We start from the raw sequence: 14,390 nt of genomic DNA, 5'->3' as shown, positions 1-14,390 counted from the left end.
CATCTATTTCAGATCTTGATTCCCCTGTTCGGCATCCATCCAAAATGGAGGATTAACAAAGTGTTGGTCACTTCATTCACTAAAATAGATTTTGTCTAAGTTACCATAAATGACTACATATTCAATATGTTTGCCATCATAATTATGGACAGGAAACTTTATTTTCATGATTGGTATGAGAATGAAACCTCATGAATGTTTTTTGAATTATATATTCCTTTTAATATTTTCTATAAATGTTGTAATTGTAATAATAGCATGATTAAAATCCTCTTTGAATTCATGCTCCCAAACCCTTAAAATATTCCAACCATTTTCTTTATAAAAATTATTCACTTCAATATCTCTCATTCTATTTCTATCGAGCTTTTTCCTCCAATATTCTGGGTTAGACTTTGGCATATTACCGTGAACAGGGCAACAATGCCAGAAGCAGGAATCAATAAAAATGACGATTTTATATTTTTTTATTGCGATATCCGGTTTTCCAAGTAAATTAACATTTTTTCGAAAGCGAACGCCCATTTTCCATAGAGCTTTAGATACTTTATTTTCAAGTGCGGACTGAGATTTTATTGCTTTCATATTTTTTGTTCTTTGCTCTATTGTTAAGTTATCAGCCAATTAAAGTCACATCCATAAAATTAATAATCACTGTTATTTGTTCCCAAATAGCGAAAAAATAACAAAAAACTAAATCATTAAAATGGGGGATCTTGCAATGCAACTATATTTTTATGATGAGAGATATAAAAATCTCATCGAACAGTATCAATTATCGGAGGAACAACTTCGATTTACTGGTACGCCAACAGAATGTATCAAACTTTCAAATGAAGATCCAGATCGATATTCAATCTTAGCGATGGCTCAAGAAAATTTGGTCACCTTTTTCAATTTACATAAAAATGAAGGAGTAAAACCATTTTCTAATAATGATCGATCCATTTTACTAAGAGCCTTTTCGACAGATTTCCGTCATCAGGGCGAGGGGTATGCCAAAAATGTACTTTTGCAATTACCTTCCTTTGTAAAGGAAAACTTTATTGAAACAAATGAAATTGTCCTAGCAGTTAACCTTCAAAATACTGTCGCACAAGGCTTATATAAAAAATGTGGTTTTATTGATGAAGGAGAACGAAGGATGGGGAGAAAAGGGGAACTAATCATCATGAGTTATCATTTGTAGGTTTTAGACGGTACTTATGGATTGTTCTGCTCATTCCATGTACCCTAGATGATAACATATCCATTTCAGAAGCAGCAGACTATTTAAAGATTAGCGAGGATTCAATAAAAAAAATAATCATCCAGGAAGAAAAAACCATTGAACAAGGTGGTACATTTTCTATGATGTTCCCTTATTCGAGAATATATGACCAATATGTTTTTTCGAAAAAATCTTTGGACCAATGGGTACAGGAGAAAGTAAAAACGCAAAGTGTATATAGTGTGGAAGGTATTAAAAGCAGATAACATTTTTCACAACTAATTTAAATAATTCCCTTTTTGGAACTTTTGGGAACATATTTCGTCTCTTAATAAAAGGGGGCAAAAAATTGAAAATTAGAGCTGCTTCAATTCTAGTGATTATATCGGTCATTCTCACTGCTTGTAACCTTGGAGTAAAACCGGAGGAACATTTAGGAGAAATATACAGCGTTGCGTTGGACGCAATCATGGAAAAAGACGAGGCATTGAGTAGTGAAATGAAATTTATTGCTATTGATATGAGCAATTTCGATGATGGATTAAGTGCGAAGGATAAAAAAGAAATTATGATTTTTTTCAAAGATAAATATAAAGTCGATGTAATGGATGCCACTTTTGATGAACTAAAAGAAAAAGGTTACTACAATGCAGATAAAATGTCTTTGGATGGTGTACTCCTTAGAATAGAGAAAATGGACTTTAAACTAAATAACAATGTTTTCTTTGAAGGTTCTAAATATAGATCAGGATTAGGTGCAATTGGTGTAGAAGGTACTGCCCACTATACCGAAGGAAATTGGCAAATAAAAAAGTTGAAAGAGACCTGGATAAGCTAATTTTTAATAAAGGTGTTTGACCCCCCGGCGCATTAAAGATTTAACACACTGGGGGACAGGCACCTTTTATTCGAACTATTTAAGAGAATGTTAGTTTCATAAAAGGATTTCTCACTTTTTACCGGCTTTTAAATAATTTAAAATTATCATATAATATAAGTGTATAAATCTATAAACAACATTTTTACACTATAAATGGTTATAATTAAGACAGAAAAGGTGTGTGACTAGGTCGCGCTTAGGTTAGTGTGACGTCTAGCCAAATTTTAGGGAAAAGGTTGATGAAAATGAACAACATAGAAACTAAAACAGACGTCATTTTAATTGGCGCCGGAATCATGAGTGCGACTTTAGGGACACTCTTAAAAGAATTAGTACCGGAATGTGAAATTACTGTGTTTGAGAAGCTCGCAAACGCAGGTGAGGAAAGCTCTAACGAGTGGAATAATGCGGGTACGGGGCATGCGGCACTATGTGAACTTAACTACACAGTCGAAAAACCGGATGGATCTTTAGATATTAGTAAAGCAATAAAAATTAATGAACAGTTTCAGGTTTCCATGCAGTTTTGGTCTTATCTTGTTAACAGCAAGCTGATGCATAATCCAGAGGATTTTATCAGACAACTGCCTCATATGAGTTTAGTACAAGGGGAACAAAATGTTGCTTTTTTAAAGAAACGTTTTGAAGCGCTGTCAAACAATCCCCTATTCCAAGGGATGGAATTTTCGGATGACCATGATAAACTGGCGGAATGGATTCCGCTTATCATGGAAGGCCGTAAAGTGAATGAACCGATAGCGGCAACTAAAATGGACGCTGGAACGGATGTCAACTTTGGTGCCTTAACACGGATGTTGTTTGATCACTTAGAGAGTAAAAATGTCAATATAAACTACAAACATAGTGTTAATAATATTAAACGTACTAGCGACGGCTTGTGGGAATTGAAAGTGCAGAATCTCGATAGCGGTACGGTCGAGCGCCATACGGCAAAATTCGTCTTTATTGGAGGCGGGGGAGGAAGTCTGCATTTACTGCAAAAATCCGGTATTCCTGAAGGAAAACATATTGGAGGATTCCCGGTAAGCGGAATATTTATGGTGTGCAATAATCCGAATGTTATAGAGCAGAATCATGCAAAAATATACGGCAAAGCTAAGGTTGGTGCTCCACCAATGTCTGTTCCGCATCTTGACACAAGATTTATCGACAATAAAAAATCGTTGCTATTTGGACCATTTGCCGGCTTTTCACCCAAGTTCTTAAAAACTGGTTCCATGTTTGATTTGGTAACTTCTGTAAATCCAGATAATATCTTAACTATGTTGGCTGCAGGCGTAAAAGAGATGTCATTGACAAAATACTTGATTCAGCAAGTTATGTTATCGAAAGAACAACGCATGGAGGAGTTACGTGAGTTTATTCCGAACGCCAAAAGCGAGGATTGGGATTTAGTAGTAGCGGGCCAACGTGTGCAAGTTATCAAGGATACTGAAGCTGGCGGCAAAGGAACGCTTCAATTTGGTACGGAAGTAATTACTGCTGCTGATGGCTCGATCGCAGCATTACTAGGCGCTTCACCGGGTGCTTCTACTGCCGTGCACGTTATGCTTGAAGTAATCAAAAAATGCTTCCCGCAACATATGAATAAGTGGGAACCGAGAATCAAAGAAATGATTCCTTCTTTTGGCATGTCACTAATGGAAAACCCCGAGCTTCTGCACGAAATTCATACATCAACAGCAAAGACGCTTGGTCTAAGCGAAAAAGAGCTGGAAAAAGAGTTGGTCTTTAGTTAGACCTTAGGATGTAGAATCCAAGGTTGCTAGTGAGTAGATTCACTCGATAGTTTTTAAGAGAATTATAAAAAGAGTGGAGAAAAAACTAACTAAACGGTTAATTAAATTGGACAACCCTCTTGGTATACATGGACTGAGAAACTAACCAAACGGTTGATTAAATACTTTTCAAGAGACCCTGATAACGCTCATCAGGGTTCTTTTTATTTTCTATATTTTTATATAAATGGTGAAGGAGCGTTAGAGAAAAAAGAGTCTTGACCAACAAAAATGAACACAGGCATAAGGCTCCCGTGTTCATCTTCATATCAGAGTAAAATTATTATTCAATTTTTAGAAAAGCTGAGGATAGGTATAGGTGTTTTTTAGTCAACAATCGCACTCCGATAGATTAAGTACAACTTTTCACAAATAGTTGAAACCGACTTTCTTCTGATCTATTAAATTAAATCCCCTGTACGGCCAAAGAACTTTTTTGGATGATCTGAAAGGAGACTATACGCAACTACTTTCTTCTTGTACTGTTTGACTACATCAATGCGATCGATGTAGCTAAAAACAAATAACCTAACATCTTTTTTGCCTCTTTTCGTATCAATGACTATTGGAGTCTCACTGTTCTCTGGATGCAAATATAATTCCTCGGTCCCTGGAAATATATAATGCTGCTTTAAAAATGTTGCTTCGTTAAAGGAATGAATAACTTGAATTTTGTCTTTACCTTCTAAGAGCTTTCCGTCAATTGTTACGGTGACATTCGGTTCACTAAGTTTTGAATGAATTTCAAATTTCCTTATAAGCCATTCCACAGGACCGGTTGGAAGACAAGTCATTAATATTTTTACAGTACTTAAAAGAATTATCGAAATTACAGCCCAGGTCATTTTCCATCATCTCCATTAATGCTTTAATTTATTATTAGGGTTTATTATTAATTAAATAATATCTCAACTAGAACAATTATTAACCATCCAATTCGGTTGAAAATATACCATCCACTTTCAGAACTTCTCTTATAAAATATATTCTAAAATAACAAAAAGGAAGGGTGAATAGGTGTACCTTACCCACTACTCCCCCGATGTTTTTTCATAAGATAAATAAACTGAAAAAAAAGGGGAATTCAATATGAATGAAAGCGAGTCAAAAATTATATTTGACTATATTGTTGTGGGGACTGGACCTGCTGGTGCAGTTATGGCTAAGACACTTACAGATGATAAAAACACCTCGGTTCTCGTTTTGGAAACAGGAGAGAATAATGATCGGGATCAGCCAATTAGAGATTCTAGATTTGCTCCTGAACTTGAAGAGAAGTTTTTCCCACAGTATTTTTGGCAAGGAGAAGGCGTACCACAACCAGAGGTGGATGAAAGAACTTTTGAATGGACAACAGGCCGTCTTTCAGGCGGGGGATCTTCCATCAATGGGGAACAGTATGTCAGACCTACACCAGCAGTATTAAAGGAATGGGAAAGGCTTTTGGGTTCGTTGTGGTCACCCGAACAAGCGATTCAAAACTTCAAACAGTTAGAAAATTATGATGGGAAAACGAATAATCCAGTAATTCATGGCTTTCATGGTCGTTTAAATATCAGACAAGCTCCTACTAATCCTCCACATGTAACGAAAAAATTGGTTTCAGCGATAAAGGATGCAACAGGCTTTCCTAAAATTCTTGATTATAATGACCCCAGAACTCCACTGGGTCCTTTTAACCGCTGGCAATTATATCAGCAACCGAATGGAGAGCGTGAGAGTTCCTCAACTGCATTTTTATCCTCAGATATCATGACTCCCGATGGAATTGGAGTAAATGGGCGAAAATTAAGGGTTTTTTATAAATCAACCGCCCTCCGCATTCTATTCGAGGGAAAGAGGGCAATTGGAATTGAATTTCTTAAAGAAGGTCGAAAAGTACAAGCATTTGCCCGGAAAAAAGTGATTATTTCAGCAGGGATAAACAGTGCCCAGCTTCTCATGTTATCTGGGATTGGACCTTCCAAGGATTTAAAACAGGCTGGCATCCCAATTGTTTTTGATAATCCCAATGTTGGTAAATATTTAACCAATCATACGTTAAACACCGCTACCTTTACGATGAATCCAAAGGATATTCCTGAACTTCAAAACGACCCGTTTTCCCTTTATACAGGTGGAGCCTTCTTACCTCATCCTCTTTCAGGAAGAAGAGATCGCAGTAGAGCAGTACAACTAATTGGAATTCCAGCAGAAGGAAATTTAATCATTGCGATTCTATTTTTAAAACCAAAAAGCCGAGGAACGATTAAAATACAAAATAATGATCCCTTAAAGATTGTACTTGCTGATGAAGGTTTTCTTGAAAACGAGTATGACCTCAACTCCATTAAAGAGATTTATAGGACGTATATTAAAAATATTGCAGAAAAACTATCAAACATTGATCCAACATACCAACTGGTAAATCCAACACTTGAAACAATGAATGATGATGAACAGCTTGAAAATTTCATTAAAGAAAACTTCGGTCATAATCACCATCAACAAAGTTCACTACGAATGGCACCATTGAATAAAGGTGGAGTAGTTGATCGTTTTGGAAGTGTACATGGAGTCGATAATCTAATAGTTGCCGATGCACAGATTATTCCCTTTACGGTTGATGGCAACACATCTGCAGCAGCATTCCTCATTGGATATACCATTGCCAAACAATTAATGCAGGAAAAATGGAATTAAACAGATTTCAGAATACTTCAAACCGTTTGACGTATAAAATAATGATTCCTAAGAAAGCAGCAAAAAAATAATTGTCTTTTAGACACTTGTCCACTCAAAATCAAAAAGTAAATCATAGTGTAATAGCAAAGGGAAATCCTTTTACTAAAATAACTATAACAAAGGAGGTTATATGATGAGTTGGAATGAGAGAAGAAACCTATGTCAAGAATTTGCTAGGATCCTCGGTGGGAGTGGAAGCTTTGATGAAAATGGAGTTTGTTTAGTGCAAAAGTTTCGTGATATTAACTTTACAATTCTTGGACGTGAAACACATTCTCCACTAGTTAATCCTCAATTTTTTTCTTTTGAAAATTTAGATCGACAAGGGAATGCGTTAAATTTAGGTGAAACCGTTCTTTTACAAGAAGAAATTAACCCCTTATTAACGGAACTTCGTAAACGGGACATTATCGTTACGGCTGTTCATAATCACTGGCTGTTTGAACAACCAAGAGCAATGTACATGCACTTTGAATCAGTTGAACCACCACTGCAATTTGCTAGAAAAGTAAGGGAAGCCTTTAGAGTTTTAAGAGGCTAATTTTAACACGGCACTATTAAGGCAATCATCGTCTTATATAGTGCTTTTTATTTTTCGTTTCGTATGATAGTAATAGTTAGTTTGCCTACTAGCATCATTAGCAAACACTTTTGGTAAATCTGGTCCGTTTATAAAAAAAAAGCTGCCATTTTGGCAGCAAGGTTAGCGAAGTAACCTAGTAATCTAAGACACGCTTGGCGATACGTTCTGTTCGGCACTTTTTTTCTTCAACCAAGGTTTGGAGACCCACCGGTTCAAGGCGAAAAATCCTCGTATACATTCATCAAGTCCTTGGGCCAGCCAAATTCCTAGTAGTCCTAAACCAAGTGTAATTCCGAAAAAGTAACTAAATACTACGGCAATGCCCCACATGCAGATCACACCAATGACAACTGGGAACCGTACATCACCTACTGATTTTAAAGAACCCATAAGGACGATATTCATGGCACGGCCAGGTTCAATAAATACAATTGCCCACAATACTGGAAGAGCTATAGCAATAATATTAGTATCGGTTGTAAATATAGTTAAGATGGGCTTACCAATGAGAGCAACAGCAAGAGAAACCGCAGCTGATACAATGACGGCAATTTTTAATGTCTTAAGACCCCTCTTCAGGGCTCTGTCGTATTGCATAGCTCCGATATAGCGAGCAATTAAAAGTTGTGTCCCTTGGGCAATTGCCACTGTAAACAGGAAGCAAATCATCGATATATTTAATATATACACCCGTGCGGCTAATGCTGCATCACCGGTAAGTGCGACAAAGCTTGTAATCACCACTTGTGAAAATTGGTAGGAAAGGTTTTCTCCAGCGGATGGAATACCGATCGACAGGAGCTCCTTTACATCGGTCTTATTGATTTGAAAGATATCCTTTATATGAAACTTTAAAGCTAGTTGTTTATAAACAAAGTAAAACAGTGCTACAATGATAAAAATCCGGGCAACAAACATGGAATAAGCCACCCCAGCAACCCCTGTTACAGGAAGGCCGAACCACCCTTTAATGGCAATAAAGGAACCGATAATACTAATCACATTCATGATGACCGTAACGACCATAGTTTCTTTTGTATGTCCGTAGCTGCGCAAAACAGCACTTAAAGCTAAAGAAATGGCTTCAAGGAAAAGAGATAGACCTATGATGGTAAGGAAGGTGTAAGCAAAGTCGTAAACTTCACCGCTAAGTCCGTAAAATTTTAAAAACAAACCGCCAAAAGCAACCACAATGATGGTCATCATAACTCCAAACCAGAAATTCACTCCAAAGGAAGATCTTGCAAGGCGTCGCGCCCGGTCCAATCGGCTTGCTCCTAAATTTTGACCGATAAGGATAGTCGCTCCGATGGCTGTGATGTTAAATACTAAAATAAAAATATTAAGAATCTGATTGGCTACTCCAACTCCTGCAACAGCGTTGTCTGAATATCCGCTTAAAATTAACGTAGCAACAATTCCCATACTCATATGAAGCGATATTTCGATAAAAAGAGGCCACGTGATACTAAACAATGATTGATTCTGGTACTTATTATTCTCTACAGTCAATTTATTCTCCTTCTTTACTCAAAATCATATAAAACCTATATTACTACATTTACTCTAAATGAAAATAAAAAAGTTACTTTTAAAAATTCTAGTTGGACTGATGGACATTCACCTTGTCCTATTAACAACCGAAAAAGGATATTGTGCTGAAAAGGTAAAAAGCTTACTCAAAGAGTAAGCTTAACTTCCTTTATAAACACTATCACATGTTCCAGCTTTTGGTTCATAATAACAATGATTTTTATATTGACCAGATTGAGGTTGACCGTACCATGTTGGAGGACATGGAGCATATGGATTAAAGTACCAAAGGGCATATTTCCCTGGGTGTTCTCTCCAATAATCCAAATTCTGTTTTGCTAATCTTTTCTCAGAAGTTCTCGCTCTTTGATAAAATACATTTCCTTTTTGAACAGCTTCAAAGGAAAAATTCCCTCCTTGTACTTGAAAAATTACTTGGCGAATTAATCTTAAACCTTTAAAGTCTAAACAATCTGCTTTAAGACGATTAACAATTACATTTCCAACATATAACATTCCTTGTATTCCTTCACCTTCGGCTTCCGCTCTCATCATCCGTGCCATTAAGTCAACGTCTGAACTTCGGTAATTTACTCGTGGCATTTTTTCACCCCAAAAATATAGTATGAAAAAGAGCCTGCATTAATGTAGACTTTTTTCAAATAAAATTACTTTTCATCCGACGTCCAAATATATTTTGATGTTCCATTCATATTTGCGTGCCGCATATGTAGGTTCAACTTCGTTTGCATCGTTTAGCATTAATAAAACCGTTCCAAAAACAAGCGTTTTTGATAACACATCGCCAGAAAAATAACGTGTAGATTTTGGATATTTTGTCGTAAGTGAAGAATAAGATGTCGGTTTTGTCGTTGTGTTCGTTGTACTGCTTGAGCTCGGTTTTGACGACGAAGTCTTCGGAGTCGTCGTAGACGGTTTGGTATAGCTAGGACTCGTCCCCCTCGTCCCGCCTATTCGTGTTTTTGCCTCAGCAATGACATTACAAAGTAAAAAACTTAAAACAAGGATAGATAGCACACTAATCATAGTTTTTTTCATTTATATCCCCTCCTATAAAATAGCCAGCTCAGATTAAAGAACCTGCTTCTTTTAATTGACTATACTTAGTAGAATAATATTAACATATTTTTCCTAATTAAATACGAAAAGCCGTGCGATTTAAATGAGATGGGCCTGTCGTTTGTCCTTTACGAAAAAAAGCTGTTTTTAAAAACTTTATCTGGGAGTACATCGTCTATTGTTTATGAAGGAGGGATGGACGTGGAAGAAATGACTTTGGAAGTATTAGATACAGAAGACAAAGAAGTACTTATAGACGAAATTATGAATAGTTATGGTCAGGAAGTCCTCCAGCTTGTTCTTTCATATGTAAATAATCGTACCATAGCAGAAGGCCTAACTCAGGATATAAGTGGTATATCTCTTTTATTATGAGGAACTGCCCATTAAAGAAATTGCGTTATTAACGGAAGTAGGCGATAACACAGTGAAAACCAGGCTCAGACGTGCAAAGGAACTTCTGAAAGAACGATTGGAGGAGTAGAGGTGGAGGACAGTTTAAAGAACTTAAAAAAGGCGATGGATCAACGGGCGTTTTCTCAATTGAACTTTACAGAGAAGCATCGTATAAACATCCGTGAAAAAATTAATCAACAAGCCGAAAATGACGAAGATATTCTGCTAGCGGTTATGCAGCTACTTGTTCATGAAAAAACAGGCTTTGAATTAACGAAGTTGTTGCGAGGAAGAGGTGAACAAAAAACACGTTTTTTTTAATGAAGTCATCGCTCAAATCAAATCGAAGGAAGCAAAGAAATATGTTACGGATGAATTGAGTTATCACTTAAAGGAAGCGAAGAATGTATGGATCGAGAAGGGTTAACAGGATCAGAGGCTGAGGAAAAAGCGGTAGATCAAATGGGAAGCCCGATTAAATTAGGCCAGCAGCTGAATAAACTCCATCGGCCAAAAGTAGATTGGATCCTCGTGGTTCTATTAATAACTATCTTTGGTCTCGGCTAGTATGATTTTCCACCGTATTAAACGTAAGCACTGATACGAAAAATGTGAGTTTTCTATCTTTGTAGAAGCATTAACAACAGTAAGTATTTATAGTTTTTAACTTTAACAAACATAGGACTTTACTTGGAGGGGGGGTATGATGACTTTGCTGCCTCTGAAACTTCCTACTATCAAATCATACATAGATTAATTGTACAGGGAAAGATAGTTTACTGGAGTTTCCTAAAAATTAATTTTAGAAATTGTGAAATATTTCACTTAAACTACCATGGAAGAACGATGTAGGATTCCATTCTCTGTGGTGCAGCATTGTTGCATGGATGGCTAACGGGGCAGGTTAATTGAAGAATTGAATAATAACCTAACAACTATGTGTTAAGATATAAGGCAGAATTACTGAAAGGGTTGAAAGAAAATGTCAAGAGGGGAACACTTGCTGCAAGAACAACATGGAAATATAAAGAAAGCATCCTCTTTTTATGAGAACCAAATGCTTAATTACCTAAATGATAAGATGACAGATTTTATAGTTAAGCAAGGTATGATGTTTATTGCTACAGCTGATTCTAGTGGAAACTGTGACTCCTCTTTTAGAGCTGGCTCAGTAGGTTTTGTAAGGGTTATTAATGATAAAACATTAATATATCCTGAATACAAGGGGAATGGTGTTATGGCAAGTTTAGGAAACATCATTGAAAATCCCCATATAGGATTAATGTTTATAGATTTTTTTGAGCATTCCATTGGGTTACATGTAAATGGTACAGCCTCTATTATAGAAAATGGACAATTAGCCTCATTAAAGATGACAGAAAAGATAATGAATGATATTAAAGAAAAAGAAGGTAATGGACCAGAACGTTGGGTTATTATCAAAGTTGATGAAGCTTATATTCATTGTTCAAAACATATCCCAAAGCTAAAACAAATCGACAAAAAAATATATTGGGGAACTGATGATGAGAAACAAAAGGGTGGGGATTTTTTCAAAGCAAAACAAAGTAAAAAAGATTAAAAAAATATAGCCAGCGGGTGCGATTGCTTAACAAAGTGGTCGCTTTTTTCTTCTTCAAGTAACGGGAGCAGGATAGTGGAATAAGAAATTTATGGGAATATACTGGTTCCAAATTTTAGGAAAATCTCAAATGACGGATTTGACTACAGTATGCTTTCATTATTTTGAAGCAAACTATACAAAGCACTGTGATTTAATTAACGTTTAAGATGAAAAAGGGATGGTGTAAGATGAAAAAGCAGCTTCCACCTGGCCAATTCGAAACAGAAAAATGGCCAATACTGCACACAGGGGATGTTCCCGAGTTTAATGAAATCACATGGGATTTCAGACTTTTTGGTGAGGTGAAGGAAGAAAAGTCCTTATCCTATAAGGAAATCATGGAGCTTCCAAAGACCATATCAAGCGTTAACATGCATTGTGTTACCACCTGGTCTAAATTTGATACAACTTTTGAAGGAATTGCACTTAGAGAGTTATTGAAATTTGTTGAAATTAATGAAGGTGTAAAATACATTAAAATTTACGGTTACTACAATGGGGACAGATTTGGTTATTCTGCAAACCTGCCGCTAGAGCCTTTATTAGGGGACGATTCTTTGTTTGTATTCCGTTGGAAGGATAAAAATCATGATTGGCATGATATTGATCAAAAACATGGTTATCCACTAAGGTTTATTCCACCAGAAGTATTTTATCTATGGAAAGGCTCAAAGTGGGTTTCAGGGATTGAGTTTATGAAAGTAGACGAGGCTGGTTTTTGGGAAGAGCTTGGCTATTCGATGACAGCAAATCCATTTAAAGAAGAGCGGTACCGTTAACACAGGTTACGAAACAAAAAGGAGGGTGAGAAGTACTTAAACTTTTGATACTTTGCTTCCAATAAAAAAGCAAGGCCATTTTTTTTGTAACGGTGCAGGTTAATGGAAGAAGAATGGAATGATCTGAACTAATTTCAATTTACCGTTTCACCTAACAGAAAGGTTATGAAATCCTGCGAACAAGCGAGTATTCGGGAGAAAATCGTATTAAACTGAGGGAGTTGAATAAATTAAATGGGATAAAAGATATACAAGTTATTCGAAAAAAGGTTAAGTAAGGAAGATTTGGAAAATCATAAGTAGAAGGAGGAGTTGAAATGAAATTTACTATTCGTATTTTCTTCACGGAAAACTTTAATAATTCAATATTTGAAAGAGAGCTAAAAAAATCCTTAGAGGAAATTAGTGTATCTGTTACAAGTATTAATTTTAATCAATTTGAAGAAAAATACATACATAATAAAAGGAATATTATTGAGATAAATGTTGAAGTTAAAGGGGAATATATCGATTACAGAACCGTTTTTGGTTGTATATTTTTAGTATTAGATGAACTTTCTTTAAATTTATCTGGATTAGATATAAATGAATAATAGGCTTCCCTAAGTGTTTTGGTATTTTTAAATTTTCCCTTATAAAAAATTTGTTTTTTAAGGAGGAAATTATGAAAGAATATATTATTTCATATATAGAAGATAATGAAATTGGTGGCCATAAAAAGGAAATCCTCGTTGTAACGAAGACTTTCAATCATGCTATGAAGAGTATATTCAAAAATATCCAACCATGGTAGGTATTGTTCAGCAATTTGATGAAGAGCACGAAGCCATAAATTTTCTCCGCCCTAACAATATTCAAATAGAAAAAGTTACTGACGAAATCTTCGAGGAAGAAGAGAAAAAAAGAGAAGTTTATGATGGATGATATATATCCACATATCAGACTGAAGTGTTGACCATTTTGTCAATGCTTCTAAATTTGGTGGCTTTTCTGAAGTGCATAAAAATCCGAACATTGAGCAGATTTATGAGAAACTATTTGGTTTGAATAAACAACTATTTTCTTATTGGTTCCGCAAGTTGTAATATTAAGTTTGTTTAGGGAATTTTAACCCTCGAAAAATCAATTTAAAAATGGAAATAGGAATTAAAAAAATTACAGTGGTATTCTAACTGGTTTGTCAACACTAAACTAGACAACTTTTTTAAGGTGTTCCTTTTTGTACTCAATAGGGCTTAAATATCCAAGCGTTCCGTGAATTCTGATGTGATTAAACCAATGAACATAATCATCCAATTCTAACTTTAACTGTTCCAAACTATCAAAATACATTCCTTTGACAAATTCCGTTTTAATAATTTTAAATGTAGCTTCCGCAACTACATGATGCAGCCCTTCATGCTTAATGAACGCTTGATATTAAATGTGTCTAGTGCTTCATCAATGGTTTTGTTCTTAAATTCGTTTCCTCGATCAGTGTGAAATAATTGAATTTGCCTTAAATCAGCTTTAATTGTCGATAAGGCTTGATAGACTAGTTGTGACCGCTTTAAAGAGGTGGCACAGATTTTGCTAGATAAATTGGGACACTTTTTTCCAGTAAGAGATGTGATAGCCTTGGTTAATCAAGTAGACCCTTGTTTGGCTGTTCTTGGAAATTAAATAATGTATGTTTTGGCAGTATCTTTATTAATCTTTATGAGTCGATACTCAAGAAGTGGTATATAAGCTAATATTTATACATAATTGTGAAGTTATGCTTGCTGCACTAACGGGGCAGTT

13 protein-coding genes and 5 pseudogenes are annotated in these 14,390 nt (G+C 35.7%); 12 read left to right on the top strand and 6 right to left on the bottom strand.

Annotated features, from left to right (window positions below; translation table 11 throughout):
- Positions 1 to 207 precede the first annotated feature (207 nt).
- Positions 208 to 624, bottom strand: a complete 417-nt coding sequence (locus tag ACSU6B_RS15330) for a very short patch repair endonuclease (RefSeq protein ID WP_410886452.1) — start codon at positions 622 to 624, stop codon at positions 208 to 210.
- Between the two features lie 97 nt (positions 625 to 721).
- On the opposite strand from ACSU6B_RS15330, the gene ACSU6B_RS15325 reads away from it, so the two are divergent.
- From ACSU6B_RS15325 to ACSU6B_RS15315, 3 genes are all read left to right on the top strand, one after another.
- Positions 722 to 1,189 carry a GNAT family N-acetyltransferase gene (locus ACSU6B_RS15325; protein ID WP_410886450.1) on the top strand — a complete coding sequence of 156 codons (468 nt, stop codon included), beginning with the start codon at positions 722 to 724 and terminating at the stop codon, positions 1,187 to 1,189.
- A gap of 370 nt (positions 1,190 to 1,559) precedes the next feature.
- Positions 1,560 to 2,048 carry a peptide ABC transporter substrate-binding protein gene (locus ACSU6B_RS15320; RefSeq protein ID WP_410886448.1) on the top strand — a complete coding sequence of 163 codons (489 nt, stop codon included), beginning with the start codon at positions 1,560 to 1,562 and terminating at the stop codon, positions 2,046 to 2,048.
- 287 nt (positions 2,049 to 2,335) lie between these two features.
- The gene (locus ACSU6B_RS15315) at positions 2,336 to 3,850 is read left to right on the top strand and encodes a malate:quinone oxidoreductase (RefSeq protein WP_410886637.1); all 1,515 of its coding nucleotides are present in this window, start codon (positions 2,336 to 2,338) and stop codon (positions 3,848 to 3,850) included.
- A gap of 445 nt (positions 3,851 to 4,295) precedes the next feature.
- On the opposite strand, the pseudogene ACSU6B_RS15310 reads toward ACSU6B_RS15315, so the two are convergent.
- Positions 4,296 to 4,734 (bottom strand): annotated as a pseudogene (locus tag ACSU6B_RS15310) (YfmQ family protein).
- A gap of 244 nt (positions 4,735 to 4,978) precedes the next feature.
- On the opposite strand from ACSU6B_RS15310, the gene ACSU6B_RS15305 reads away from it, so the two are divergent.
- Both ACSU6B_RS15305 and ACSU6B_RS15300 read left to right on the top strand, forming a co-directional pair.
- Positions 4,979 to 6,571: a GMC family oxidoreductase gene (locus tag ACSU6B_RS15305; RefSeq protein WP_410886446.1), complete on the top strand. Its 1,593-nt coding sequence runs from the start codon at positions 4,979 to 4,981 to the stop codon at positions 6,569 to 6,571.
- Between the two features lie 175 nt (positions 6,572 to 6,746).
- Positions 6,747 to 7,154: a DUF1259 domain-containing protein gene (locus tag ACSU6B_RS15300; protein ID WP_410886635.1), complete on the top strand. Its 408-nt coding sequence runs from the start codon at positions 6,747 to 6,749 to the stop codon at positions 7,152 to 7,154.
- Between the two features lie 183 nt (positions 7,155 to 7,337).
- On the opposite strand, the gene ACSU6B_RS15295 is transcribed toward ACSU6B_RS15300, so the two are convergent.
- The 3 genes from ACSU6B_RS15295 to ACSU6B_RS15285 form a co-directional block, all read right to left on the bottom strand.
- Positions 7,338 to 8,708 carry an MATE family efflux transporter gene (locus tag ACSU6B_RS15295; protein WP_410886444.1) on the bottom strand — a complete coding sequence of 457 codons (1,371 nt, stop codon included), beginning with the start codon at positions 8,706 to 8,708 and terminating at the stop codon, positions 7,338 to 7,340.
- Positions 8,709 to 8,888: 180 nt separating this feature from the next.
- Positions 8,889 to 9,332: a cell wall hydrolase gene (locus ACSU6B_RS15290; protein WP_168241952.1), complete on the bottom strand. Its 444-nt coding sequence runs from the start codon at positions 9,330 to 9,332 to the stop codon at positions 8,889 to 8,891.
- 72 nt (positions 9,333 to 9,404) lie between these two features.
- Entirely contained in the window at positions 9,405 to 9,788 is a 384-nt protein-coding gene (locus tag ACSU6B_RS15285; protein ID WP_410886442.1) for a hypothetical protein, read from the bottom strand.
- A 222-nt stretch (positions 9,789 to 10,010) separates the two neighbouring features.
- Here ACSU6B_RS15285 and ACSU6B_RS15280 point away from each other — a divergent pair.
- From ACSU6B_RS15280 to ACSU6B_RS15250, 7 genes and pseudogenes are all read left to right on the top strand, one after another.
- A pseudogene (locus tag ACSU6B_RS15280) lies at positions 10,011 to 10,293 on the top strand (sigma factor-like helix-turn-helix DNA-binding protein).
- 2 nt (positions 10,294 to 10,295) lie between these two features.
- Positions 10,296 to 10,511 (top strand): annotated as a pseudogene (lstR, locus tag ACSU6B_RS15275) (PadR family transcriptional regulator); the annotation flags it as partial.
- A pseudogene (locus ACSU6B_RS15270) lies at positions 10,501 to 10,769 on the top strand (permease prefix domain 1-containing protein); the annotation flags it as partial. The pseudogenes lstR and ACSU6B_RS15270, both read left to right, overlap by 11 nt.
- Positions 10,770 to 11,205: 436 nt before the next feature.
- Positions 11,206 to 11,787 (top strand): pyridoxamine 5'-phosphate oxidase family protein, encoded by a 582-nt coding sequence (locus ACSU6B_RS15265; protein ID WP_410886440.1) that lies wholly within the window; start codon positions 11,206 to 11,208, stop codon positions 11,785 to 11,787.
- 230 nt (positions 11,788 to 12,017) lie between these two features.
- The gene (locus ACSU6B_RS15260; protein WP_410886438.1) at positions 12,018 to 12,608 is read left to right on the top strand and encodes a molybdopterin-dependent oxidoreductase; all 591 of its coding nucleotides are present in this window, start codon (positions 12,018 to 12,020) and stop codon (positions 12,606 to 12,608) included.
- Between the two features lie 317 nt (positions 12,609 to 12,925).
- The gene (locus ACSU6B_RS15255) at positions 12,926 to 13,201 is read left to right on the top strand and encodes a hypothetical protein (RefSeq protein WP_410886436.1); all 276 of its coding nucleotides are present in this window, start codon (positions 12,926 to 12,928) and stop codon (positions 13,199 to 13,201) included.
- Between the two features lie 71 nt (positions 13,202 to 13,272).
- Positions 13,273 to 13,401: a hypothetical protein gene (locus ACSU6B_RS15250; RefSeq protein WP_410886434.1), complete on the top strand. Its 129-nt coding sequence runs from the start codon at positions 13,273 to 13,275 to the stop codon at positions 13,399 to 13,401.
- A 398-nt stretch (positions 13,402 to 13,799) separates the two neighbouring features.
- Here the strand turns inward: ACSU6B_RS15250 and ACSU6B_RS15245 are convergent.
- Positions 13,800 to 14,158, bottom strand: a pseudogene (locus tag ACSU6B_RS15245) (IS3 family transposase); the annotation flags it as partial.
- Positions 14,159 to 14,390: the final 232 nt, after the last annotated feature.

It is taken from the genome of Neobacillus sp. C211, assembly GCF_051842875.1.
Taxonomy (GTDB): domain Bacteria; phylum Bacillota; class Bacilli; order Bacillales; family Cytobacillaceae; genus Neobacillus.
The sequence above is the reverse complement of the archived record's forward strand: the minus strand, read 5'-3'. Positions and strand labels throughout refer to the sequence as shown.

Bases quoted from the DNA above. Each gene is read 5' to 3' on its own strand.
- ACSU6B_RS15300 (WP_410886635.1), top strand. From the start codon at position 6,747: ATGAGTTGGAATGAGAGAAGAAACCTATGTCAAGAATTTGCTAGGATC.
- ACSU6B_RS15285 (WP_410886442.1), bottom strand. From the start codon at position 9,788: ATGAAAAAAACTATGATTAGTGTGCTATCTATCCTTGTTTTAAGTTTT.
- ACSU6B_RS15250 (WP_410886434.1), top strand. From the start codon at position 13,273: ATGAAAGAATATATTATTTCATATATAGAAGATAATGAAATTGGTGGC.
- ACSU6B_RS15315 (WP_410886637.1), top strand. From the start codon at position 2,336: ATGAACAACATAGAAACTAAAACAGACGTCATTTTAATTGGCGCCGGA.
- ACSU6B_RS15305 (WP_410886446.1), top strand. From the start codon at position 4,979: ATGAATGAAAGCGAGTCAAAAATTATATTTGACTATATTGTTGTGGGG.
- ACSU6B_RS15255 (WP_410886436.1), top strand. From the start codon at position 12,926: ATGAAATTTACTATTCGTATTTTCTTCACGGAAAACTTTAATAATTCA.
- ACSU6B_RS15260 (WP_410886438.1), top strand. From the start codon at position 12,018: ATGAAAAAGCAGCTTCCACCTGGCCAATTCGAAACAGAAAAATGGCCA.
- ACSU6B_RS15290 (WP_168241952.1), bottom strand. From the start codon at position 9,332: ATGCCACGAGTAAATTACCGAAGTTCAGACGTTGACTTAATGGCACGG.
- ACSU6B_RS15325 (WP_410886450.1), top strand. From the start codon at position 722: ATGCAACTATATTTTTATGATGAGAGATATAAAAATCTCATCGAACAG.